Here is a 23,577-nt window from a genome sequence, read left to right on the forward strand (position 1 = left end):
AGGATCACCCGCGCGATTAGCTCAGCGGGAGAGCGCTTCCCTGACACGGAAGAGGTCACTGGTTCAATCCCAGTATCGCGCACGCAGTACACGCAGGTTCACCTGCGCGATTAGCTCAGCGGGAGAGCGCTTCCCTGACACGGAAGAGGTCACTGGTTCAATCCCAGTATCGCGCACTGTCACGAAGCCCCGGTCGTCTCGGCGACCGGGGCTTCGTCGTGTTCGGTCAGGAGGAGAAGAGCATCCGGCCGAAGCTCTTCTGCCGGTAGTGACCGTGGTGGCCGCCGTGGTGCGGGGCGCCCCAGGCGGGCGCGGGGGCGGAGGGGTAGGCCTGCGGCGGGGCGGCCGGCGGCGGGGCCTGCTGCGTCCACTGGGACTCGATGCGGGTCAGCGTCTCCAGCTCGCCGTAGTCCAGGAATATCCCCCGGCAGCCGCTGCACTGCTCGATCTGAATGCCGTTGCGGTTGTACGTGTGCATCTGTGCGTGGCACTTGGGACACTGCATGTTCGGGCTCACTCCTCGCCGTCGGTTCGCCGTCGCCGGAATGCGTGCCCGCCGACGGTCGGTTCACCCTACGACGTGGGTGCCGCCCCCAACTCGGGCGGGAGCGAGGCAATTCGGGCACAGGCGTCGATCATCACCTGTTCCACCTCATCCGGAGCCCGGCCCTCCGCCGACGACTTGGCCCAGGCGAGCGCGGCGGTCTGCACGGTCAGCGCGCGGGCCGGCACGTCGAGGGCGGGCCAGGGGTCGCCGTCGGCCGGTACGGCGGGGCCGCCGCCCGCCCGGTAGGCGTCCAGGAGGCGGAGCCAGACGTCCGGCGGGAGCAGTCCGGCCGCGTACCAGGCGGCGGGGCGCGCGAGGTCCCAGGCGGGGTCGCCGAGGCCCGCGTCGTCCACGTCGATGAGCAGCCAGGGGCCGTGCGGGGCGGGGTGGCGTACGAGCTGGCCCAGGTGGAGGTCTCCGTGGCAGAGGTACGTTTCCCGGCCGGCCGGGGGCGCCGCCCCGCCCCGCGCCCAGCCCGGCAGCCCGCGCCAGGCGGCGAGCACGGGCGCGACGGCCGGGTCGCCGGGGCGGGCGGTGCGCATCCGGGCGACGGCGAGCGCGGCCTTCGCGGGCCCGCGCATGGCGGGGAGCGGACCCGGGACTGCGGTGCGGTGCAGCCGGGCCAGGAGCGCCCCGGCCTCCTCCCAGGGCGCCGCGTCCGGGTCGCCGGGGTCGACGGGCTCGCCGTGGGGCCAGAGCGTGACGGGGCGGCCGTCCAGTTCGGTGAAGGGGACGCCGGGTGCCACGGGCAGGGGCGCCAGCAGGATGCCGTCCTGCCCCGGTGCGGCCGCCAGGCGCAGCCGCCCGGCCAGAGCGGCCGTATCCGTGTCGGCGGCGTGCGCCTTGGCGACGACGGGGCCGCTGCGGACGACGATCCCGTCCTCGCGTTCGGCGAGCACGGACGGGGGCGGGCAGGCGCGGGGACCGCAGCCGGCCGGGTGGACCGCCCCGTGGGCGAGATCCCCCAGTGCGCGTACGAGTGCGGTGGTCACGGTCTCCCCCGGTGGCGCCGACGGGCTGTGGAGGTCACGCCCCGGCAGAGCGTACGCGGAGGCGCGGTGCCGTGGCTCCGGGCCGTGGCGGCCGGAGGGTTCCGCCCCCGGACAGCGCGATGTCCGGTCAGCTCCCCAGCTGACCGGACAAACGCTGCCGTCCGCCGCACCCCCGTCCCCACGGGGTTGTTGGCCGGATGTCCCGGTCCGGACCGCTCTTCCGGACCCGGGGCGCCGCTCAGCGCCCCAGCATCACGCCCACGGACGACGCCTGTGTGACCACTGCTTCCCAGCCGCCGAAGACGACGACCAGCAGGGCCGCCAGGGGAAGGACCATGGCGGTCGCCACCAGCGGGTGGCGGCGGCCGGACGCGGCGGACGAGCCGCGGGACCGCGTGCGGACCACCGTCCGTGCTGCCGTGTCAGCCATGGTTCCTCTCCTGACCTGATGTGGGGCGACGGGCGCTTGACCTCGGGGGACGAGTGCGACGCCCGCCGCTTGGACTCAACATTAGGGATCCGGGGAGCGGGCGGCGTCATGCCCGCGTACCGAGTCCCGGGCCTCCCGGAGGATGAGCCGCGCTCGGTCGGCGTACTCCCCTGGGTGGAGACCGGGCTACGCGGGGTTGGGGTCTTCCCGGAGGGGACGCTCGGAGCTGTCCTCCCTGGGGACCGGTTGTTCGACCAGGGCGAGGACCCTGGTCGCCATGAAGCGGGCCGTGCGCACCACGGACCCGTTCCGGGTGACTTCACTCACTTCGACCACGCCCCGGCGGACCGCGGTCTCCACCCTGCGGCCTGCCCGGGAGGCCACCACCTCGTAGGTCCGGGTGCTGTCCCCGGCGTCCACGACTATCTCGACTCGATCGCCCTTCATTGATCCAATCCCCCTTCTGCGACGGACCTTTGAGATCTCGCACGGGCCGGGGCGCCTGGATCCGCGGCTCCCTGACCACTCCTCAAGTCTCCCACCCGCCACTGACAATCGAATCTCCCCGGAGGGCGCGGCCTCTGAGCACCCCGGGCGGCGGGTACGTAAGCTGTGCCTCGTCAGGCGTACCAGGCAGCGGGGATGGGCAGACATGGCGATGATGCGGCTCCGGCGCGAGGACCCGCGTGTCGTCGGCTCGTTCAGGCTGCACCGGCGGCTCGGGGCCGGCGGGATGGGCGTCGTCTACCTGGGTTCGGACCGGCGGGGCCAGCGCGTCGCGCTGAAGGTGATCCGCCCGGACCTGGCGGAGGATCAGGAGTTCCGTTCGCGGTTCGCGCGCGAGGTGTCCGCCGCCCGGCGGATCCGCGGCGGCTGTACGGCCCGGCTGGTCGCCGCCGATCTGGAGGCGGACCGCCCCTGGTTCGCCACGCAGTACGTTCCGGGGCCTTCGCTGCACGACAAGGTGGCCGAGGAGGGCCCGCTGTCGGCCGCCGAGGTGGCCTCGATCGGGGCGGCGCTCTCCGAGGGCCTGGTCGCGGTGCACGAGGCCGGGGTGGTCCACCGGGACCTGAAGCCGTCGAACATCCTCCTCTCCCCCAAGGGCCCCCGGATCATCGACTTCGGCATCGCCTGGTCGACGGGCGCGTCCACGCTGACACACGTCGGTACGGCGGTGGGCTCGCCCGGCTTCCTCGCGCCCGAGCAGGTGCGCGGCGCGGCGGTGACGCCCGCGACGGACGTGTTCTCGCTCGGGGCGACGCTGGCGTACGCGGCGATGGCCGACTCGCCCTTCGGGCACGGCAGTTCCGAGGTGATGCTGTATCGCGTGGTGCACGAGGAGCCCCAGCTCTTCGATGTGCACGACGCGCTGGCACCGCTGGTGAGCGCCTGTCTCGCGAAGGACCCGGAGGAGCGGCCGAGCACGCTCCAGCTCTCGATGCGGCTCAAGGAGATCGCGGCGCGCGAGGCGCAGGGGCTGCACGAGAGCCGGCCGCCGGTCCAGCGTTCGGCCCAGGAGGCGGACCGCCCGACCGGCCGGCTGGACGGCCCGTACACCGAGCAGCAGACCCGCCGGGCGGCCGGTCCGGCGCCGGGATCGCGCCCGCAGAACCGGCCGTCGGCGGCGCGTTCCGCCCGCACCGGCAGTGGCCGGCCGGTGCAGCAGCCGCCGCGCGGGACGGCGCGTCCGGCCAGGCGTCCGCAGGGCACCAACGGGACGAACGGCAGGCCGGGCACCCGGCCCGGGACCCGGACCACCTCGACGGGGCGGCGCCCGGCCAACCCGAAGCTGCTGCGGCAGCGGCTCGTCGTCTTCGTGGTGGTGACGCTGCTGGTGGCGCTGGGGATCGCGGCGGCGCAGGGCTGCCAGGGCCCGGCCCGGGGGCTGGGCGTGGACCTCGGCCACGGCCAGAGCCAGGGCCAGGTCAGGCCGTAGTTCAGCTCTCCGGACGGCCGGTGGCCACCGCGTAGAAGGCGACCGCGGCCGCCGCGCCGACGTTCAGCGAGTCCACGCCGTGGGCCATCGGGATGCGCACCCACCGGTCGGCGGCGGCGAGGGCCCGGGCGGAGAGGCCGTCGCCCTCGGCACCGAGCATCAGGGCGACCCGGTCCATCCGGTGCGGTGCCGCCTCCTCGATGCTGACGGCCTTCTCGGCGGGCGTCAGCGCGAGCACCGTGAACCCGGCCTCGCGTACGGTCTCAAGACCCTGCGGCCAGGTGTCGAGGCGGGCGTACGGTACGGAGAAGACCGCGCCCATCGACACCTTGACGGAGCGCCGGTAGAGCGGGTCGGCGCAGTCCGGGGAGAGCAGGACGGCGTCCATCCCGAGGGCGGCGGCGCTGCGGAAGATCGCGCCGATGTTCGTATGGTCGTTGACCGCCTCCATGACGGCCACGCGGCGGGCCGTGCGGAGGAGTTCGGCGGCGGCCGGAAGGGCCTTGCGCTGCATGGAGGCGAGGGCGCCCCGGTGCACGTGGTAGCCGGTGACGCGTTCGGCGAGGTCCGGGGCGACCGTGTGGACGGGGGCGTCGCTCTCCTCGATGACGTCCCGCATCCGGTCGACCCACTTCGCCGAGAGCAGCATGGAGCGCATCTCGTACCCGGCCTGCAGGGCGCGGCGGATGACCTTCTCGCCCTCGGCGATGAAGAGGCCCTCCGCGGGCTCCTTCCTGCGCCGGAGCTCCACGTCGGTGAGGCTGACGTAGTCGCTGAGGCGGGGGTCGTCGGGTGTGTCGATGGTGAGGGGTTCAGCCACGGTCCGCGCCGATCTCCACGACCGCGCCGATCACGATGACGGCGGGCGGGCGGACGTCCTCGGCGGCCACCCGCTCGGCCACCGTGGCGAGGGTCGCGTCCACGCGGCGCTGGGCGGCTGTGGTGCCCTCCTGGACGAGGGCCACCGGGGTCTCGGGCGAGCGGCCGTGCTCCACGAGCGTACGGGCGATGGCGCCGATCTTGTCGACGGCCATCAGGAGCACCAGGGTGCCGCGCAGCCGGGCGAGGGCGGCCCAGTCGACCAGGGAGCGCTCGTCGTCGGGGGCGACGTGCCCGCTGACCACGGTGAACTCGTGGGCGACGCCCCGGTGGGTGACGGGGATGCCGGCCGCGCCGGGGACCGAGATGGAGCTGGAGATGCCGGGCACGACGGTGCACGGGATGCCCTCGGCGGCGAGCGCCTGCGCCTCCTCCATGCCCCGGCCGAAGACGAACGGGTCGCCGCCCTTGAGCCGGACGACCGCCTTGCCGGCCTTGGCGTGCTCGATCAGCGCGTTGTTGATGGCCTCCTGGGCCATGTAGCGGCCGTACGGGATCTTCGCGGCGTCGATGACCTCGACGTGCGGCGGGAGCTCGTCCAGCAGGTCGCGGGGGCCGAGGCGGTCGGCGATGACGACGTCCGCCTCGGCGAGGAGGCGGCGGCCCCGGACGGTGATGAGGTCCGGGTCGCCGGGGCCGCCGCCGACCAGGGCGACGCCGGCGGTCCGGGTGCGGTGGTGCGGGGCGGCGATGCTGCCGTCGCGCAGGCCCTCCACGATCGCGTCGCGGACGGCGGCGGAGTGGCGCGGGTCGCGGCCGTGGGCGCCGGCGGTGAGCACGGCGACGGTGACGCCCTCGCTGCGGCCGGTGGCGGGCGTCCAGGCGGTGGCCGCTTCGGCGTCGTCGCTGCGGACGCACCAGGTGCGGGTGCGTTCCGCCTCGGCGGAGGCGGCCTCGTTGGCGGCGTCGTCGTCGGTCGCGATGAGCGCGTACCAGGTGTCGGTGAGGTCGCCGTCGACGTACCCGCGGCGCTCCCAGCGGATCTCGCCGGCGTCCGCCATCGCCTCGACGGAGGGGGTGGCGGACGGCGACACGAGGACGATGTCGGCGCCGGCCGCGATGAGGGCGGGGAGGCGGCGCTGCGCCACCTGGCCGCCGCCGACGACGACTACGCGGCGCCCGTTGAGGCGCAGTCCGACGGGGTAGGCGGGGCGATCGGCGTGCTCGGCCATGGTGGTGCGGGCTCCTCGGGGCGGGGCGGAAGCGCGGGCCGCTGCGGCGGTGGAGCGGCGTGGTGGGTGGTGTTCACGATACGGGGTGGCCCGGGGGCCACGGTGTGCGGTGGGCGGGGCGCCTGCGGCGGGCCTTGTCCCCTCCCCGCCCCTTCCCGAAACCGGGGCGCTGCCCCGGGCCCCCGCTCCTCAAGCGCCGGAGGGGCTGGGCTTTCGGGGCTCCGCCCCGGACCCCGCGCCTCAAACGCCGGCGAGGCTGGAAGTGACCGTGCGGCCAAAATCAAGCCCCTCCGGCGATTGAGGAGTGGGGGTACGGGGGCAGCGCCCCCGCAACGCGCCGCGCTACTTCTCCGTCACGCCCGCCGAGTCGAACGTCGCCACCTCGTGCATCGCACGCGCGGCGCTCTGCACGATCGGCAGCGCCAGCAACGCACCCGTGCCCTCACCGAGGCGGAGGTCCAGGTCGACCAGCGGGCGCAGGCCCAGCTTGTTGAGGGCGGCGACGTGGCCCGGCTCCGCGCTCCGGTGGCCGGCGATGCAGGCGGCCAAGGCCTCCGGGGCGATCGCGCGGGCCACCAGGGCCGCCGCGCCCGCGCTGACGCCGTCCAGGATCACCGGCGTACGGAGCGACGCGCCGCCGAGCAGGAAGCCGGCCATCGCGGCGTGCTCCAGGCCGCCGACGGCCGCCAGGACGCCGATCGGGTCCGCCGGGTCCGGCTGGTGGAGTTCCAGGGCGCGCCGCACCACGTCGATCTTGCGGGCGTGCATCTCGTCGTTGATGCCGGTGCCCCGGCCCGTCACCTCGGCCGGGTCCATGCCGGTGTACACGCAGATCAGGGCGGCCGACGCCGTCGTGTTCGCGATGCCCATCTCACCGGTCAGCAGGCCCTTGTTGCCCGCCGCCACCAGGTCGCGGGCGGTCTCGATGCCGACCTCGATCGCCGCGTGGACCTCCTCGCGGGTGAGCGCCGGTCCGGTGGTGAAGTCCGCCGTGCCCGCCCGTACCTTCCGGGGCAGCAGGCCCGGCATCGGGGGCAGTTCCGCGACCGCGCCCACGTCGACCACGCACACCTCGGCGCCCACCTGCGCCGCGAACGCGTTGCACACCGCGCCGCCGCCGAGCATGTTGGCGATCATCTGGCCGGTGACCTCCTGGGGCCACGCCGTGACGCCCTGCGCGTGCACCCCGTGGTCGCCCGCGAACACCGCGACGGCGGCGGGCTCCGGGATCGGCGGCGGGCACATCCGGGAGAGCCCGGCCAGCTGCGCCGAGATGATCTCCAGCATGCCGAGCGCACCGGCCGGCTTCGTCATCCGCTTCTGGCGTTCCCACGCCTCGCCGAGCGCCTTGGCGTCCAGCGGGCGGATGTTGGAGATCGTCTCCTGCAGCAGATCGTGCGGCGCCTCGCCGGGCAGGGCGCGGCGGCCGTACGTCTCCTCGTGGACGACCCAGGACAGCGGGCGCCGCTTCGACCAGCCCGCCTGCATCAGCTCCGGGTCCTCGGGGAACTCGTCCACGTACCCCACGCAGAGGTACGCCACGATCTCCAGGTGCTCCGGCAGGCCCAGCGCGCGCACCATCTCGCGCTCGTCGAAGAAGCTCACCCAGCCCACGCCCAGGCCCTCGGCGCGTGCCGCCAGCCACAGGTTCTCCACGGCGAGCGCCGACGAGTACGGGGCCATCTGCGGCTGTGTGTGCCGGCCGAGCGTGTGGCGGCCGCCCCGCGTCGGGTCTGCGGTCACGACGATGTTCACCGGGGTGTCGAGGATGGCCTCGATCTTCAGTTCCTTGAACTGCTTCGCCCGCGCCTTCGGCAGCGACTTGGCGTACGCCTCCCGCTGCTGCTGCGCCAGCTCGTGCATCGAGCGGCGCGTCTCGGCGGAGCGGATGACCACGAAGTCCCAGGGCTGCGAGTGGCCCACGCTGGGCGCCGTGTGCGCGGCCTCCAGGACGCGCAGCAGGACCTCGTGCGGGATGGGGTCGCTGCGGAAGCCGTTGCGGATGTCCCGGCGCTCCCGCATCACGCGCAGGACGGCCTCGCGCTCGGCGTCGTCGTAGCCGGGCGCGGCGGGCGTGGCGGGCGCCGCCTCGGGGGCCTCCGCCGGTACGGGCTCCGCCTCGTCGCTCAGGTCCGGGGTCTCGATGACCTCGGGACCGGCCTCGGCCTCCGGCTCGGGTGCGGCGGCGGGGGCCTCGGGCTGTATCGGCTGTCCGGCGACCGGAGCGATGGCCTCCGGCTCGGGAACGGGGGCGGCTTCCGGCTCGGGGGCCGGGGCGGGCTCGGCTGCGGCCTCGGGGGCCGGGGCGGGCTCCTCCACCGCGACGGGCTGCGGCTCGGGGGCCGGTGCGGGTTCAGCCACCGCTACGGGCTCCGGCTCGGCGGCCGGTACGGGCTGCGGCTCGGGGGCCGCCACGGACTCCGCCACGGCGACGGGCTCCGGCTGCGGCTCGGGCGCCGGAACGGGCTGCGGCTCAGGGGCCTGTACGGGCTCCGCGACGGCCACCGGCTCCGGCTCCACGGCCGGAACGGGCTGCGGCTCGGCTGCCTGCACGGGCTCCGCCACCGGCTCGGCGGCCGCTACGGGCTCCGCGACCGGTGCCGGGGCGGCCTCGACGACCGGGACCGGCTCGGACTCCACCACGGCGACGGGCTCCGGCGCCACGACCTGGGCGGGCTCCTCCACGGCGACGGCCACGGCCACCGGCTCGGGCTCCGCCACCGGCTGCTCGGCGACCGGTGCCACGGGCTCCTGCACCTCGGGGGCCGGTTCCGGTGCGGGCACCGGCACCTCGGCCGCCGGGGCCACGGGCGCGGGCTCCGCGACTGGCTCCTCCGGCGCCACCGGCGCCCCGGGCTCGGCCTGCTCCGGCGCCGCCGGGGCCGTCCACTGGTGGGCGGTCTGCGGCGGGATCTCGCCCAGCTGGGGGCCCGGGAGGGGCTGGTCCGCGGGCTGCGGGTCGAAGTACTCGGGTTCGGCCGTGGCCGGGCCCGCGTGGCGGGCGGGGGGTACCCCGGCCGGACCGCGGTCGGCGAGGGAGCGGACCACACCGGCCCCCGACGTACCGCCGTAGGACGGCTCGGGCGAGGCCGGTCCGCGGTGCAGCGGGCGGCGCGCGGGGGGCTGCGCGGCGGGGGCGGGGGTGCGGACGGCGCCGAGGTCGACGGAGCCGGAGTCGCGGCCTCCGGACTCGTGCGCGCCGGGCCCGGTCTCGGGCAGCGGCGCGGCGGCGGCCTGGTGCATCGCGTACGCGGGGGCCTGCTCCTGGAGCTGGACGGGGCCCTGGGCGTGCGCCGGGTCGGCGGGCTGGGGGTGGAAGAGCGGCTGGTACGCGCCCTGCGCGGCGGGGTCCGCGTAGGGGTCCGCCGCCTGTGCCGTCGGCTGGGGTTCGCCCCAGGCGCCCTGGGCACTCGGCATCAGGAGGAGGTCGTCGTCCTCGGGGGTGTGCGCGGAGGGTTCGAGGTAGGTGTAGGAGTCAGGCGCGGGGACGCCCGTCTGCTCCACCGTGCCCGCGTTCTCCGGCAGTCCCTCGCCCGGGATCCGGCCGGTGTCACTCATGCGTTCCCCTCGCCCATCGTCAGTGCTCCTTCGGCCCTTCGCCCGGGACGCCCGGACACGGCACGCGGTGCTCGTCCGGTGGAACGAGCGGGCGCGCCGCGCGGCACGAATCGGTCGCGGACATCCTGCATTCTCGCGGTCGTTCGCCGCCGCGGCAGCTCATTTCGCCACGGCCCGCTGTGGACTGCGCCACGTTGCGCGTCCCAGGGTTCTGCCGTACCACAACGGGGACCAAAACGGTCCCCTTTTCCGGACATTGACGAACGAAGCGACGAACGTCCGGGAGCGGTGCGACGATCGGCCAGCCTACCTCGCACCACTTGCCGACGGGTCAGGGGGCAAGGTCCGAACGAAGTGCGGAAAGCAGAAAGACGACCGTGCGTTCGCGCTCCGACCAGGCGGTCGTGTCGAGTTCGACGGACTGGAGGAGCGAGCAGTCGACCGTGTAGCCGTTTCCGGCCAGTGCGGCACCCAGTGCCTCGGCCTCGTCGCGGGTGGAGGCGTGCGTGACGATCCGCTCCGGGCGGCGGTCCGCTACGGCGGTGGCGACGGGGACACCGCCGCCTCCGATGCGTACGACATCGGGTTCGGGCAGCCGTTCCAGTACGTGCGGGGCGCGGCCCTCGACCACCTGGAGCTGGACGCCGAAGGCGCGGGCGGCGGCCGCGGTGCGGGCGCAGGCGTCGGGGTCGCTGTCCACGGCGAGGACCGCCGCGCCGAAGCGGGCCGCCTCGACGGCCAGCGCGCCGCCGCCGGAGCCGATGTCCCAGACGAGGTCGCCGGTGCGGGGGCCGAGGTGGGCGAGCTGGGCGGCGCGCAGGACAGGGCCCTCGCCCTCGCCGCTCTCCCCCGCCGGGCGGGCGCCGGGGTCCGGGTAGGCGCCGGCGGGCAGGGCCCATCCCCGTACGCCCTGCGGGTAGGCGGGGTGGCGGCCGGCGATCCAGGCGCCCTCGGCCTGCTGTTCGGGGCCGCCGCCGATGACGATGACGACGTTGGGGTCGCGCCAGACGTGGTCGGCGGCGGTGTCCGAGGTGACGACGGTGACCTGTTCGCGGTCGGTGCCCAGCTCCTCGCAGATGACGAACGTGCGGTGGACGCCTTCGAGGAGCAGGGCCAGTTCGGCGGGTCCGGCGCCGGGCGAGGTGAGGACGGCGACCTTGTGGTGGGCGCGGCAGACGTTCACGGCGCGGCGCAGGGTGCGGGGGTGGGCGACGACCGTCTGGGCGTCCTCCCAGGGCATGCCGGCGCGGGCGAAGGCGGTGGCGACGGAGGAGACTGCCGGGACGACCTCGACCTCCAGGCCGTGCTGCGGGGCGCGCAGGGTGCGGACGACGCCGAAGAAGCCGGGGTCGCCGTCGGCGAGGACGACGGCGCTGCCGCGGTGGCCCGCGATGCGGCGGGCGGCGAGGTCGACGGAGCCGAGGCGGATGCGTTCGGCGCTCCGGGGGACTTCGGGCAGCGCGAGGTGGTGGGCGGCTCCGGCGACCAGGGTCGCGGCCGAGAGCGCTGCGGTGGCCGCTCTGGTCAGCGGCGAACCGTCCCAGCCGATCACTGTGACCCGGTCGGCCATCTTGGTGTCATTCTCCTGGAGTCGTCGCAGGCGGGGCGGGTTGCCCGGGAGCAGGCAGGGTGAGGTTACCGGGTCGCCTCCCACGGGGCGCCGGGGCCCCGGTGCCGGTCAGTTCCAGTCGTTGTAGGTGCCGTAGCCGCCGGCGTCGGCGAGCTGTTCGGCGACGCCTTCGAGGTCTTCGGGGAGCAGGCCCCAGACGATGAGGTCGGTGCGGATGTCGGTCCACCCGCCGTCCGTGCCGTTCTCGGTCCGGGTACGCGCTATGCGGGCGTTGCGCAGGACGCCCTCGCTGATGCAGCCGAGTTTCTGGGCGACCTGCTGGGAGGCGGTGTTGTCGGCTGCGGTGCGCAGTTCGATGCGCTCGAAGCCCTGGTCGCGGAAGAGCCACTGGGCGACGGCGAGCACGGACTCGGTGGCGTAGCCCTCGCCGCGGGCCCAGGGTGCGGTGATGTAGTCGGCCTCGGTGGACAGGGTGCGCCAGTCGGTGTTGTGGAGCCGTACGGAGCCGACGAGGCGCTGGGTGAGGAACTCGGTGACGGCCAGGGCGATCCCGTCGCCCTTGGTGCGGTGTGCCGGAGCGATTCTGCGCACCCAGCGTTCGGCGTCGACCTGGGTGTAGGGGTGGGGGGCGTCGGTCCAGGCGGTGACCAGTTCGTCGTTCATCATCTCGATGTACGCGGGGAGGTCCGCCATGTCGAATGGGCGCATCACCAGCCGGTCCGTGCTGATGGAGATGTCCGGGAAGGTGGAAGTCATGCGCAGCTCCATGCCGAAGACCGTGTAAATGCACAGCATGCAGCATCGCGGGGGGCGCGTGCATGGCCGGGTGGGTACGGCGGAGCCCCGCACCCCCCGGGCGGGGTGTGCGGGGCTCCTGGGGCAAGTGCCGCTTACGGGTCAGGACTTGGCGTCACCGAAGGCCGGGACGACCGAGCCCTGGTAGGTGTCCTCGATGAACTTCTTGACCTCGTCGGAGTGGAGGAGCTTCACGAGCTTCTGGACGCGGGGGTCCTTCTCGTTGCCCTTCTTCACCGCGATGATGTTGGCGTACGGGTTGCCGTCGGCCTTCTCCAGGACGAGGGCGTCCTTGGCGGGCTTGAGCTTGGCCTCGATGGCGTAGTTGCCGTTGATGACGGCGGCGTCCACGTCGTTGAGGGCGCGCGGGACCGTGGCGGCCTCCAGCTCCTTGAACTCCAGGCCCTTCTTGTCGGTGATGTCGCTCAGCTTGGCGCTGGTGCCGACACCGGACTTGAGGGTGATGAGGTTGTTCTCGGCGAGCAGCTGGAGCGCGCGGCCCTCGTTGGTGGTGTCGTTGGGGACGGCGATGGTCTGGCCGGCCTTGATGGCGTCGAGGCTCTTGACCTTCTTGGAGTAGAGGCCGAGGGGTTCGAGGTGGACGGTGCCGACGGAGACCAGGTGCGTGTTGTTCTTCTGGTTGAAGTCGTCCAGGTAGGGCTGGTGCTGGAAGAAGTTGGCGTCGACCTGGCCGGTCTCGGTGGCGGTGTTCGGCAGGACGTAGTCCGTGAACTCCTTGACCTCCAGCTTGAGCCCGGCCTTCTCGGCGAGGTTCTTCTTGACGAAGCCGAGGATGTCGGCGTGCGGCGTCGGGGACGCGGCGACGACGAGCGCCTTGGAGGTGTCGCCGCTCTTGGCGGACGGGTCGGAGTCCGTGCCGCAGGCGGTGAGGCCGAGGGCGAGGGCGGTGGTGGCCGCCGCGGCGGCGGTGATCTTGATGCTGGTACGCACGAAAAGTGCCTCTTTCAGGTGGTGATGGTGGAGCGCCCGGACAAGGAGTGCGGGCTTGGTGGGGAGAGGAGGTCTCAGGAGGTGCGGCCCCGGCGGGCCAGCAGGCGGCCGGCGAGGTCGCCGATCAGCTGGACGAGGGTCACGATGACGATCAGCAGCGCGACCGTGATCAGCATGAAGCGGTTGTCGAAGCGCTGGAATCCGTAGGTGACGGCCTTGGAGCCGAGCCCTTCGCCGCCGACCGCGCCGGCCATCGCGGAGTAGCCGATGAGCACGATGACGGTGGTGGTGATCCCGGAGACCAGGGACGGCAGGGCCTGCGGGAGCAGCACCTTGCGGACGATCGTCGGGATGGAGCCGCCCATCGACTGGACGGCCTCCACGAGCCCGTGGTCGACCTCGCGCACCGCCGTCTCGACCAGCCGGGCGAAGAACGGGATGGCGCCGACGGCGAGCGGCACGATCATCGCGGTGGGGCCGATGAAGGTGCCGACGACCCAGGTGGTGAACGGGATCAGGGCGATCAGCAGGATGATGAACGGCAGCGAGCGGCCGATGTTCACGATCACGCCGACGACCTTGTTCACCGGGGTGTTCTGGAGCAGTCCGCCCTTGTCGGTGAGGACGAGAAGGACGCCGAGGGGCAGTCCGACCAGGACGGTGACGAGGGCGGACCAGAGCACCATGTAGAGGGTGTCGAAGGTGCCCTGCGTCAGCAGCGGCTGCATTTCGGACCAGGTCACTTCGCCACCTCCTTGGTGAGCGGTGCGGGTACGGACACGGGGGCGTCGTCCACGATCTCGGCCTGGAGGCCCTGTTCGCGGAGGAAGCCGATCGGGACGACGTTCTCCTCGAACCGGCCGGGCAGTTCGATGCGCATGCGGCCGATCTGCCGGCCGCCGACGGTGTCCATGGCGGCGCCGAGGATCGAGATGTCGATGTTGTACGTACGGGAGAGCTGCGAGATCACCGGGCGGGCGGCGGCCTCGCCGTGGAAGGTGACGTCCACGACGGTGCGGTCGGGCGCGGAAGCGGTGCCGCCGACGGGGAACAGCTCGTGGGCCAGCTCGGAGCCGGGGGTGGCGAGCAGTTCACCGACGGTGCCGGACTCGACCACCCGGCCTCCCCGCATCAGCGCGGCGGAGTCGCAGATGGTCTTGACGACGTCCATCTCGTGCGTGATGAGCAGGACGGTGAGCCCGAGCTGCTGGTTGAGGTCGCGCAGGAGCTGGAGGATGGAGCGGGTGGTCTCGGGGTCCAGGGCGGAGGTCGCCTCGTCGGACAGGAGCACCTTGGGGTCGCCGGCGAGGGCGCGGGCGATGCCGACGCGCTGCTTCTGCCCGCCGGAGAGCTGGCCCGGGTAGGACTTGGCCTTGTCGGCGAGGCCGACCAGGTCGAGGAGTTCGAGGGCCTTGCGGGAGCGTTCGCGGCCGGTGACGCCGAGGATCTCCAGGGGGAGTTCGACGTTGCGCTGCACGGTGCGGGAGGCCAGCAGGTTGAAGTGCTGGAAGACCATGCCGATGCGGCTGCGTGCCTCGCGCAGCTCCTTGCCGGCCCGGCGGCCCCGGCCCGCGAGGGCGGTGAGGTCCTGGCCGGCCACGGTCACGGTGCCGGAGGTGGGGCGTTCCAGGAGGTTGACGCAGCGGATGAGGGACGACTTGCCGGCGCCGCTGCGGCCGATGACGCCGTACACCTCGCCCTCGCGTACGTGCAGGTCGACGCCGTCCAGGGCGGTGACCTCGCGGTCGCGCGAACGGTAGACCTTCGTGAGGCCCGTCGTGGTGATCACAGGGGTTTCCGTCACTGTCGAGTGCGCGGCGCGGTGTCCGCCGGGCACGGGGCATGCGTCCGGGGGTGATCCGGACGATTTCGATCGGACGTTCCGAGCGGATTCCCGGGGCGTCCGGGCGCGGCGGTCACCGCGGGCCGGGGCCCGTACGGGCGGCCGGGAAGGATCTCGCTTCGGGGCGCGAGGCTCGGTCGTGGGCCCTCAGAAGGCGCGCATTCGACCCATACAACGAGCACCGGGCGTCGTGATCGCCTCGGTCGCAAGGATGCGGCTGCTCGTCGTGGTCATGGGCACAAGTAAAACAGACGTGAGTTCGCCGCCGGACCGGCTGTCCGGATAGCGGACAGCCGTGGATGGGTCGCTGCGACAGTCTCGTATCGGCCGGCGCTTTCCAGCCACACCGCTCTGACCTGCGGTGATGCGCTCATAGCGCCCCCTCCCATGCCACTCCCCCGGCGCCCGGAAGCAGCGCACCCTGTGGTCAAGGCCACGATCCCCGGCGAACCGGGGGCGAGGGCGGCGGGCCCGGCGCGCCGTAATACCCTCGGCTCATGCTCGACGCCCTGACGGTCGCGGTCGCCGTGGCCGCCCTCGCCCTCGCCGCCTGGTGCGGATACGCCGCCTACCGGGACCAGCCCACCAAGGACTGGCACTTCATCGGCATGGCCGTCGTCTCGCTGCTGGCCCTGGCGCAGCTGGTGACGGGGATCGTGCAGCTGGCCCGCGGCGAGCGGCCCGAGCAGGGCATGACCATCTTCATCGCGTACCTCGCCGGGGCGTTCCTCGCCGTACCGGCGGCGGGGTTCCTGTCGCTGAGCGAGCGGACCCGCTGGGGCTCGGTGACGGTGGCGGCGGGCGCGGTCGTCCTGGCCGTCCTCGAAGTACGGCTCTACGACATCTGGGGAAGCTGACCGTGACCGACACCGACACCACGCAGGCGACGGCCGGCGAGAAGCCGCCCTTCGACCTCGGCACCGGTCCCGGCCGGGTCCTCGTCTGGTTCTACGGCGTGTTCACCGTGGCGGCGGCGTCCCGTTCGATCGTCCAGATGATCCTGGACTTCGGCCGCGCGCCCCTCGCCTACGTGCTGTCCGCGGTCGCCGCGCTCGTCTACGGCTTCATCACGTACTCGCTGGTGCGCGGCGGCGAGCGGGCGCGCCGGACGGCGCTGGTGTGCTGCGCCGCCGAGCTGGCCGGGGTGCTGATCGTGGGGACGTGGACGCTGGTGGAGCCGTCCGCGTTCGCCGACGCGACCGTGTGGTCGTACTGCGGCCGGGACTACCTGTTCATCCCGGTGATCCTGCCGGTGACCGGGATGATGTGGCTGCGCCGCGCCCGGACCGCGTGAGGGCCCGCGCGCGGCGCGTGTACGGCTAGGCACTGGCCACGTACGCGGCGGGCGCCGGGGCCTCCTTCTCCAGCAGGATCATCATGACCCCGTCGTTGCCCGGGGCGTTGCCCACGGCGGCGTAGCCCGCGCGCTGATAGAGCCTCAGATTGCCCTCGCTGCGGTGGCCGGTGTGCAGCCGGAAGCGGGTGGCGGCGCGCTCGTCGGCGAGGCCGGACTCCGCCGCGCGCAGCAGCCGGGCGCCGAGGCCGTGGCCCCGCAGGCGGGGGTGGACGCAGAGCCTGCCGATCTGGCCGGTGCCCTCCTCGTCGGTCGAGCCCCGCACCGAGCCGACGACCTCGTCGCCGAGGCGTGCCACGTAGACCAGGTTCTCCGCGATCTCGGCGCGCACCGAGTCGAGGGTCTGGACGAGCGGGTCGATGCGGTAATTGCCGTACAGCTCCGCCTCGCTCTGGAAACAGAGGTACTGCAGCTTCAGAATCTCTTCGGCGTCCCGCACGTCCGCCGCCGAGATGGTCACGCTCATGCCCATGTGCGCATGCCTCCCGCTCACCTGATCCGCCGGTTGTCTCCCGCTCCTTTCCCACGGTTCAGGAGCGACAACCTCCGCCGCGAGCATTCTGCGCAGACATCCAAGGCATCGGGAACGGATGGGGCCCAAACTCCCCTGTGACATAGCCAACTCCCCTGCGATGTGACGGAAGCGGGGGGCTGACGGGGAGTCGGGCCCGCCGCGTTACCTCGTCGCCTTCTTCGCCGTGAAGTCCGCCGCCGCGAGCAGGGCGGTGTCCGGGTTGTCGGAGAAGATGCCGTCGATCCCGGTCGCGAAGTACGCGGCGAACGCGCCGAACGCGTCCCCGTACGCGTTGGGGTCGCTGCCGCGCCGGAAGTCGGCGGGCAGGAAGGTGTTCTCGTTGCGCATCGTGTACGGGTGGAGGACGAGGCCCTGCGCGTGGGCGTCGCGCACCAGGGCGGTGGGCTCGGTGAGCCGGCCGGCGGCGTCCTTGGGGATGATCAGGTCCAGGGTGGGGCCGATGCCCTGCGCGAAGGAGGCCATCCACTTCAGGCCGCCCGGCTTCACCAGGTCGTCCGTGGTGCGCGGGTCGCCGGACACCTCGAAGTCCCAGGGTTTGGTGCCCGTGCCGGAGAGCAGGACGATGCGCGGGGTCGCCACGAGCCGCGCCAGGCGCTGGACGCTGCCGGGCTCGAACGACTGGAGGATCACCGGGGACTGGGCGCGGTGGCGTCCGTACCGGCGCAGCAGCTTGGCCAGCGGCTCCTCCAGGCCGAGCCCGAGGCCCCGGAAGTAGGTGGGGTGCTTGGTCTCGACGTACAGCCAGACGGGCTTGCCGCGGCGGCGGCCCTCGCGGTCGGCCCAGCGCAGGACCTCCTCGAAGGTGGGGATCTCCCAGCGGCCGTCGTACAGCGTGTTCTTCTGGCGATTGGCCGGGATGCGCTCCTTGGCGCGGAGCGTCTTGAGCTCGGCGAGGGTGAAGTCCTCGGTGAACCAGCCGGTGAGGGAGACGCCGTCGACGCTCTTGGTGGTCCTGCGGTTCGCGAACTCGGGGTGCGCGGAGACGTCGGTGGTGGCGGTGATGTCGTTCTCGTGGCGGCAGACGAGGTGGCCGTCGCGGGTGGGGACGAGGTCCTGCTCGATGATGTGCGCGCCCATGTCCAGGGCGAGCTGGTAGGAGCCCAGCGTGTGTTCGGGGCGGTAGCCGCTGGTGCCCCGGTGGCCGATGACCGTGGGGACCGGCAGGTCGAGGCGGTGGCCGCCGTGGCCCCCGTGTCCGCCGTTGCGGTCGGCCGCCTGCGCCGTTGTGGTGACGCCCAGGGCGGCGGTTCCGAGGACGGCCGCCCCCGCTCCGATGACGGTCCGGCGTCCCGGCGCGGCCTGCGCACGCTCTGTCATGAATGCTCCTCGCATGTGATGTACGGCACCTGTCGAGCGAGGATCGAGCGTAGGCAGGGGTACGGTCCTGAGGGCGGCACCTGGACGAACATGGCGCGAACACATGTCAACACGGCGTATCCGGTGTGTGAACCCGATGTGCGATCGGCCGGTACCCGCGAGTATCGTCCTCACCTGCATGGACCTTTACAATCCGTCGCCCCGGCCGGCCCGGCCACTACACCGGAGGAAGCGTTGTCCCGTCTCGCACTCATCAAGGCAGTGCTCGGACCGATCCTGCGCCTGATGTTCCGTCCCCGGATGGAGGGCATCGAGAACATTCCGGGCAGCGGGCCGGTGATCCTGGCGGGCAACCACCTGACGTTCATCGACTCGATGATCATGCCGATCTGCTGCGACCGTCCGGTCTACTTCATCGGCAAGGACGAGTACGTGACGGGCAAGGGGCTCAAGGGCCGCCTGATGGCCTGGTTCTTCACGGGCGTCGGCATGATCCCGGTGGACCGGGACGGCGGGCGCGGCGGTGTCGCGGCGCTGATGACGGGGCGCCGGATCCTCGAAGAGGGCAAGGCGTTCGCGATCTACCCCGAGGGCACCCGCTCCCCCGACGGCCGCCTGTACCGGGGCCGTACGGGCATCGCGCGGCTGACGCTGATGACGGGCGCGCCGGTGGTGCCGTTCGCGATGATCGGCACGGACAAGCTCCAGCCGGGCGGCTCCGGTCTGCCCCGTCCGGGCAAGGTGACGGTGCGCTTCGGTGAGCCGATGGAGTTCTCGCGCTACGAGGGCATGGACCGCGACCGCTACGTGCTGCGCGCGGTGACCGACTCCGTGATGGCCGAGGTGATGCGGCTGTCCGGCCAGGAGTACGTGGACATGTACGCGACCAAGGCGAAGGCCGCCTGATCCGCTGACACACGTGTGAGGGCCCGCCCCCGGTCCGGGGGCGGGCCCTCACACGTGTGTCAGTCGTGCACGATGCCCTCCTCCAGTTCCTGGCCGCGCAGCAGGAACCAGGCGACGGCCGCCGTCGCCACGAGGACGACGGCGCCGACGACGGAGGCGAGGTGCAGCCCGTCCACGAACGCGTCCTGGGCCGCGGTGACCATCTCGGCGGCCTCGTGCGGCGGCAGCAGGTGCGAGGACTCCACGGCGCCGCCCAGCGATTCGTGCGCGGCGTCGGAGACGGCGGGCGGGGTGCCGGGCGGGGCCTGGAAGCTCTTGTAGGCGCCGGTCACGATGGAGCCGAGCAGCGCGATGCCGAGCGCCGCGCCGAGCTCGTACGCCGTCTCGGAGACCGCGGAGGCGGAGCCCGCGTGCTCCTTGGGGACGCTGGACAGGATGACGTCCGACGTCACGGTGAACGCGAAGCCCGCGCCCACGCCGACGATCAGGAGCAGCGCCCCGATCAGCGGGTAGGCCGTGTCGCGGTGGACGGCGGCGACCGCGGCCAGCGCCAGGCCGATCGCGCCGAGCCCGCCGGCCACCACGGTCCGTACGGTGAACCGCCGGGCGACCGTGCCCGCCAGCAGGCCCGCGGTGACGGCGCCGATGGCGGCGGGCAGTTCGGCGAGCCCGGCCTCCAGGGGTCCGCGGCCCTGGACCAGCTGGAGGAACTGGGAGAGGAAGAAGACGATCCCGGACAGGCCGAGGATGGTCAGCAGGTCGGCGAGGACCGCGCCGGAGAAGCCCCGGTGATGGAAGAGCCGCATGTCCAGCAGCGGGGCGGGGAGCCGGAACTGACGGCGTACGAACCAGATCAGCGCCAGCAGCCCTGCGACGCCCACCAGGGCGGGGGTCCAGCCCACGCCGTGCGCGGCCATCTCCTTGATGGCGTAGACGACGCCGATCATGCCGACCAGCGAGAGGCCCACGCTCGGCAGGTCCCACGGCCCGGGCGCCGGGTTCTTGGACTCGGGGATCATCTTGATGCCGACCACCACGAGCACCGCCATGACGGGCAGGTTGATCAGGAAGACCGAGCCCCACCAGAAGTGTTCGAGGAGGAATCCGCCGACAACGGGGCCGACGGCGGCGCCGGCCGAGGCCATCGCGCCCCAGATGCCGATGGCGAGGCTGCGCTCGCGGGGGTCGTGGAAGAGGTTGCGGATCAGCGCGAGGGTGGACGGCATCAGGGTGGCGCCCGCGACGCCGAGCAGCGCCCGCGCCAAGATCATCATCTCGGGCGTGTGCGCGTAGGCGTTGAGCACCGAGACCGCGCCGAAGGCGGTGGCGCCGCAGAGCAGCAGCTTCTTGCGGCCGATGCGGTCGCCGAGGCTGCCCATGGAGACCAGGAGCCCGGCGATCACGAAGGAGTAGACGTCGCCGATCCAGAGCAGCTGGGTGCCGGTCGGCTCCAGGTCCTCGCTGAGGAAGGGGGTCGCCAGGCCGAGCACGGTCGCGTCGACGGCCACGAGCAGCACGGCGAGGACGAGGACGGCCAGCGCGATCCACCGTCCGGGGCGGTACGGATCGACGGGGGGCTCCGGGTGCTCTTCGACGCTGCTCATTGCTCCACGCTCCGGCGTGCGCCGCCGAGCAGCAACTCGGCGATCATGTACGGGAAGTCCCGGGCGGCCACCCGGCCCGCCTGAACGGCCCACGCCCCGCTGCCGATGAGCCCGTACAGCGCCTCGGTCAGCCAGGCCGGGGTCAGGTCGATGCGGAATTCGCCGCGCTCCTGGCCGCGCCGGAAGAAGGCGGCGACACGGGCGTCCAGCCGGTCCCAGCCGGCGTTCTGGTCGCCGTCCTCCCAGAGCTGGTTCTCCGTCACGAGGAACGAGAGCAGTCCGGCGCCCGGCTCGACGGCGACGACGAACCGGCGCAGCGCCTCCTCGCTCGTGCCCTCGTCCATCGCGGCGGCGTCGAGCGCGGCCTCGAACTCCTGGATGCCCAGCTCCTCCAGCGCCCTGACCAGGGCGTCCCGCCCGGCGAAGTGCCGGTGCAGGGTGGCGCGCCCGATCCCGGCCGCCTTGGCGACCTCGTCCATGGTCGCGGTGGATTTACGGGTCAGCAGGGCGGCGGCACTGCGCAGCACCTGCTCACGATCAAGAGTCATGGGACAACACTAACCCGAATGAGACATCAACGTCTCATTCGGGTGAGTGGCGTCCCATTCCGTCGGTCAGCTCCAGGGCAGCGAGGCGCGGTGCCGCCAGTACGCCTCCGGCTCCTCGACCAGGGCCTCCAGCCTGGTCCGCCGTTCCTCGTCGAGGACGGGGACGGCCGCGTGGAGATTGCCGGAGAGCTGGGCGACGGTGGCCGCGCCGGAGAGCACGACGCCGGCCCACGGCTGGTGGAGCACCAGGGCCAGGGCGACCGCGTCGCTCCCGAGCCCCTCCTCGTCCGCGATCTCCCGCACGACGGCGGGCGCCTGCTCCCCCGCGAGCCTGCCGTTGGCCATGCCCTCCTTGACGATGACGGTGAGCCCGGCGGCGTGCGCCTCGGCGAGCGCGGGTCCCGCCGAGGTCTCCAGCGCGTTGTAGGTGGCCTGGACCGTACGGAAGAGGGGCGCGCCGTCGACGGTGACGGCGAGGGCGGCGAGGATCGCCTCGGCCTGCGCGGGGCCGCTGGTGGAGATGCCGACGCTGACGCCCTGCGCGGCCAGTTCGGCGAGGCGGGCGTGCAGCTCCTTGTCGGCGAGCGCCGGGCTGTCCGGGGTCACCGAGTGGATCTGGTAGAGGTCGAGCCGGTCGCCGAGCAGGGCGGCGGTCTCGGCGCGCTGGCGTTCGAACGCGGCGAGGCTGTGGTCCTTGACCTCGTGCGTCTCCGCGTCGAGGCCCCAGTCGGCGGTGTAGGTGTAGCCCCATTTGCTGCCGACGACCACGTCGTCCGCCTCGGGGTGCGCGGCCAGCCAGCCGGCCAGGAACTCCTCGGCGCGCCCGTAGGAGCGGGCGGCGTCGAAGTAGCGGACACCCTGCGCGTAGGCGGCGTCGAGGAGTTCGTGCGTACGGGCGCGCAGGGCGTCGGGCGAGCGCTCCCCGGGCAGGTCGCGGTCGCGGTGGAGGTTGATGTAGCCGGGCCGGCCGACGGCGGCCAGGCCGAGCCCGATGTGGGCGGTGGGGGTGGTCGCTTCGGACAGTCGGGCGAACGGCATCGCGGGCTCCTCGTCGTCGGGCAGGACGCGCCTACCCTTCAACGTAGCCCGCGATGCCTCTCCGGCTACTTACGCGCGTCCGCCCAGGCGTGCTGCACGGCGAGGTCGGCCTTGACCTCGGCCAGCTGGGTGGCGACGGCCGAGGGGGCGGTGCCGCCACGCCCGCTGCGGGAGGCGAGGGCGCCGGCCACGTTGAGGACGGTGCGGACCTCCGGGGTCAGGTGCTCGGAGATCTTCGCGAACTGCTCGTCCGTCAGCTCGTCCAGCTCGATGCCGTGGTGCTCGCACTCCTTGACGCACTCGCCGGCCACCTCGTGGGCGACGCGGAACGGCACGCCCTTCTTGACCAGCCACTCCGCGATGTCGGTGGCGAGCGAGAAACCGGCCGGGGCCAGCTCCTCCATGCGCTCCCGGTTGACGGTGAGCGTCGCCATCATGCCGGTGAAGGCGGGGAGCAGGACCTCCAGCTGGTCGCAGGAGTCGAAGACCGGCTCCTTGTCCTCCTGGAGGTCGCGGTTGTACGCGAGCGGCAGGGCCTTCAGCGTGGCCATCAGGCCCGTGAGGTTGCCGATGAGCCGGCCCGACTTGCCCCGGGCGAGCTCGGCGATGTCCGGGTTCTTCTTCTGCGGCATGATCGAGGAGCCGGTCGAGAAGGCGTCGTGCAGGGTGACGAAGGAGAACTCCTTCGTGTTCCAGATGATGACCTCCTCGGCGATCCGGGAGAGGTTGACGCCGATCATCGCGGTGACGAACGCGAACTCGGCGACGAAGTCCCGGGACGCCGTGCCGTCGATCGAGTTGCCCACCGAGCCCCGCTCGAAGCCGAGGTCGGCCGCGACCGCCTCCGGGTCGAGGCCCAGCGAGGACCCGGCCAGCGCGCCGGAGCCGTACGGCGAGACGGCGGTCCGCTCATCCCACTGCCGCAGCCGCTCCGCGTCCCGGGACAGGGACTGCACATGGGCCAGGACGTGGTGGGCGAAGAGCACCGGCTGGGCGTGCTGGAGGTGCGTACGGCCGGGCATGGCGACGTCCGGGTGCGCCTCGGCGAGGCCGACCAGGGCGTCCTGGAGGTCGGCGACCAGGGAGCCGATGATGCGGGCGTGGTCGCGCAGGTACATCCGGAAGAGCGTGGCGATCTGGTCGTTGCGGGACCGGCCGGCGCGGAGCTTGCCGCCGAGGTCGGGGCCCAGCCGCTCCAGCAGGCCGCGCTCCAGGGCGGTGTGCACGTCCTCGTCGGCGATGGTGCCGGTGAAGGAGCCGTCGGCCACGTCCGCTTCGAGCTGGTCGAGCCCGGCGATCATCCGGTTCAGCTCGTCCTCGGTGAGCAGACCGGCCTTGTGGAGGACGCGGGCGTGGGCACGGGAGCCGGCGATGTCGTACGGCGCGAGGCGCCAGTCGAAGTGGACGGACGCGGACAGCCGGGCCAGCGCCTCGGCCGGTCCGTCGGCGAAGCGGGCGCCCCAGAGACGTACGTCGCCGTTGCCGTTGCCGTTGCTCACTACGCGCTCCTCGGAAGTGCCACGATCAGTAATAGGCATAACTATGCAGAGCTCTGCATGGTTTGTCAAAGCGAGTGCCGGGGCTGCGAGGCCGCCGGTACGG

General features: G+C 73.0%; 22 protein-coding genes and 2 tRNA genes. 6 read left to right on the forward strand and 18 right to left on the reverse strand.

What is annotated here, in order from left to right:
- The first annotated feature begins 10 nt into the window (after positions 1-10).
- Both OHS17_RS05695 and OHS17_RS05700 read left to right on the forward strand, forming a co-directional pair.
- Positions 11-82: transfer RNA gene (locus OHS17_RS05695), tRNA-Val, on the forward strand.
- A 22-nt stretch (positions 83-104) separates the two neighbouring features.
- Positions 105-176, forward strand: a tRNA-Val gene (locus OHS17_RS05700).
- Positions 177-226: 50 nt separating this feature from the next.
- Here the strand turns inward: OHS17_RS05700 and OHS17_RS05705 are convergent.
- From OHS17_RS05705 to OHS17_RS05720, 4 genes are all read right to left on the reverse strand, one after another.
- Positions 227-505 carry a TFIIB-type zinc ribbon-containing protein gene (locus tag OHS17_RS05705; RefSeq protein ID WP_026171619.1) on the reverse strand — a complete coding sequence of 93 codons (279 nt, stop codon included), beginning with the start codon at positions 503-505 and terminating at the stop codon, positions 227-229.
- A gap of 68 nt (positions 506-573) precedes the next feature.
- Entirely contained in the window at positions 574-1,539 is a 966-nt protein-coding gene (locus OHS17_RS05710; protein WP_330311293.1) for a phosphotransferase enzyme family protein, read from the reverse strand.
- A gap of 238 nt (positions 1,540-1,777) precedes the next feature.
- Positions 1,778-1,969, reverse strand: coding sequence for a hypothetical protein (locus tag OHS17_RS05715; RefSeq protein ID WP_026171618.1), 192 nt, complete (start codon positions 1,967-1,969; stop codon positions 1,778-1,780).
- A 186-nt stretch (positions 1,970-2,155) separates the two neighbouring features.
- Entirely contained in the window at positions 2,156-2,416 is a 261-nt protein-coding gene (locus OHS17_RS05720) for a hypothetical protein (protein WP_161207865.1), read from the reverse strand.
- A 205-nt stretch (positions 2,417-2,621) separates the two neighbouring features.
- On the opposite strand from OHS17_RS05720, the gene OHS17_RS05725 reads away from it, so the two are divergent.
- Positions 2,622-3,905, forward strand: coding sequence for a serine/threonine-protein kinase (locus tag OHS17_RS05725; protein WP_330311294.1), 1,284 nt, complete (start codon positions 2,622-2,624; stop codon positions 3,903-3,905).
- A 1-nt stretch (position 3,906) separates the two neighbouring features.
- Here the strand turns inward: OHS17_RS05725 and OHS17_RS05730 are convergent, their stop codons facing one another.
- From OHS17_RS05730 to OHS17_RS05765, 8 genes are all read right to left on the reverse strand, one after another.
- On the reverse strand, positions 3,907-4,725 hold the full coding sequence (locus OHS17_RS05730) for a TrmH family RNA methyltransferase (protein ID WP_330311295.1): 819 nt from the start codon (positions 4,723-4,725) through the stop codon (positions 3,907-3,909).
- Positions 4,718-5,956, reverse strand: coding sequence for a uroporphyrinogen-III C-methyltransferase (gene cobA, locus OHS17_RS05735; protein ID WP_330311296.1), 1,239 nt, complete (start codon positions 5,954-5,956; stop codon positions 4,718-4,720). Before cobA ends, OHS17_RS05730 begins: the two co-directional genes overlap by 8 nt.
- 342 nt (positions 5,957-6,298) lie before the next feature.
- Positions 6,299-9,514 (reverse strand): nicotinate-nucleotide--dimethylbenzimidazole phosphoribosyltransferase, encoded by a 3,216-nt coding sequence (gene cobT / locus OHS17_RS05740; protein ID WP_330311297.1) that lies wholly within the window; start codon positions 9,512-9,514, stop codon positions 6,299-6,301.
- A gap of 331 nt (positions 9,515-9,845) precedes the next feature.
- On the reverse strand, positions 9,846-11,084 hold the full coding sequence (cbiE, locus tag OHS17_RS05745) for a precorrin-6y C5,15-methyltransferase (decarboxylating) subunit CbiE (RefSeq protein WP_330311298.1): 1,239 nt from the start codon (positions 11,082-11,084) through the stop codon (positions 9,846-9,848).
- A gap of 108 nt (positions 11,085-11,192) precedes the next feature.
- Complete coding sequence (locus OHS17_RS05750) at positions 11,193-11,879, reverse strand: GNAT family N-acetyltransferase (protein ID WP_330311299.1); 687 nt, start codon at positions 11,877-11,879, stop codon at positions 11,193-11,195.
- 102 nt (positions 11,880-11,981) lie between these two features.
- Entirely contained in the window at positions 11,982-12,830 is an 849-nt protein-coding gene (locus OHS17_RS05755) for a MetQ/NlpA family ABC transporter substrate-binding protein (protein ID WP_330311300.1), read from the reverse strand.
- 74 nt (positions 12,831-12,904) lie between these two features.
- Positions 12,905-13,573: a methionine ABC transporter permease gene (locus tag OHS17_RS05760; protein ID WP_330311301.1), complete on the reverse strand. Its 669-nt coding sequence runs from the start codon at positions 13,571-13,573 to the stop codon at positions 12,905-12,907.
- Positions 13,570-14,619 carry a methionine ABC transporter ATP-binding protein gene (locus OHS17_RS05765; protein WP_330311302.1) on the reverse strand — a complete coding sequence of 350 codons (1,050 nt, stop codon included), beginning with the start codon at positions 14,617-14,619 and terminating at the stop codon, positions 13,570-13,572. Before OHS17_RS05765 ends, OHS17_RS05760 begins: the two co-directional genes overlap by 4 nt.
- A gap of 551 nt (positions 14,620-15,170) precedes the next feature.
- Between OHS17_RS05765 and OHS17_RS05770 the strand changes: the two genes are divergently transcribed.
- Together OHS17_RS05770 and OHS17_RS05775 are read left to right on the forward strand one after the other, a co-directional pair.
- Complete coding sequence (locus OHS17_RS05770; RefSeq protein ID WP_018103833.1) at positions 15,171-15,530, forward strand: hypothetical protein; 360 nt, start codon at positions 15,171-15,173, stop codon at positions 15,528-15,530.
- A 2-nt stretch (positions 15,531-15,532) separates the two neighbouring features.
- Positions 15,533-15,967: a hypothetical protein gene (locus OHS17_RS05775; RefSeq protein ID WP_330311303.1), complete on the forward strand. Its 435-nt coding sequence runs from the start codon at positions 15,533-15,535 to the stop codon at positions 15,965-15,967.
- Positions 15,968-15,992: 25 nt separating this feature from the next.
- Here OHS17_RS05775 and OHS17_RS05780 read toward each other — a convergent pair whose 3' ends face one another.
- Both OHS17_RS05780 and OHS17_RS05785 read right to left on the reverse strand, forming a co-directional pair.
- Positions 15,993-16,499 carry a GNAT family N-acetyltransferase gene (locus OHS17_RS05780; RefSeq protein WP_018103831.1) on the reverse strand — a complete coding sequence of 169 codons (507 nt, stop codon included), beginning with the start codon at positions 16,497-16,499 and terminating at the stop codon, positions 15,993-15,995.
- Positions 16,500-16,703: 204 nt separating this feature from the next.
- Positions 16,704-17,879, reverse strand: coding sequence for a glycerophosphodiester phosphodiesterase (locus OHS17_RS05785; RefSeq protein ID WP_330311304.1), 1,176 nt, complete (start codon positions 17,877-17,879; stop codon positions 16,704-16,706).
- Between the two features lie 234 nt (positions 17,880-18,113).
- Between OHS17_RS05785 and OHS17_RS05790 the strand changes: the two genes are divergently transcribed.
- On the forward strand, positions 18,114-18,785 hold the full coding sequence (locus OHS17_RS05790) for a lysophospholipid acyltransferase family protein (protein WP_026171616.1): 672 nt from the start codon (positions 18,114-18,116) through the stop codon (positions 18,783-18,785).
- 59 nt (positions 18,786-18,844) lie between these two features.
- On the opposite strand, the gene OHS17_RS05795 is transcribed toward OHS17_RS05790, so the two are convergent.
- The 4 genes from OHS17_RS05795 to argH form a co-directional block, all read right to left on the reverse strand.
- Entirely contained in the window at positions 18,845-20,389 is a 1,545-nt protein-coding gene (locus OHS17_RS05795) for an MFS transporter (RefSeq protein ID WP_330311305.1), read from the reverse strand.
- A complete protein-coding gene (locus OHS17_RS05800; protein ID WP_026171615.1) occupies positions 20,386-20,937 on the reverse strand; it encodes a TetR/AcrR family transcriptional regulator in 552 nt (183 codons plus the stop codon). The genes OHS17_RS05795 and OHS17_RS05800 overlap by 4 nt, the downstream gene beginning before the upstream one ends.
- Before the next feature lie 66 nt (positions 20,938-21,003).
- Positions 21,004-21,975 (reverse strand): aldo/keto reductase, encoded by a 972-nt coding sequence (locus OHS17_RS05805; RefSeq protein ID WP_330311306.1) that lies wholly within the window; start codon positions 21,973-21,975, stop codon positions 21,004-21,006.
- 65 nt (positions 21,976-22,040) lie between these two features.
- Positions 22,041-23,474: an argininosuccinate lyase gene (gene argH, locus OHS17_RS05810; RefSeq protein WP_330311307.1), complete on the reverse strand. Its 1,434-nt coding sequence runs from the start codon at positions 23,472-23,474 to the stop codon at positions 22,041-22,043.
- Positions 23,475-23,577 lie beyond the last annotated feature (103 nt).

The sequence above is a fragment of the Streptomyces sp. NBC_00523 genome (assembly GCF_036346615.1).
Lineage (GTDB): Bacteria > Actinomycetota > Actinomycetes > Streptomycetales > Streptomycetaceae > Streptomyces.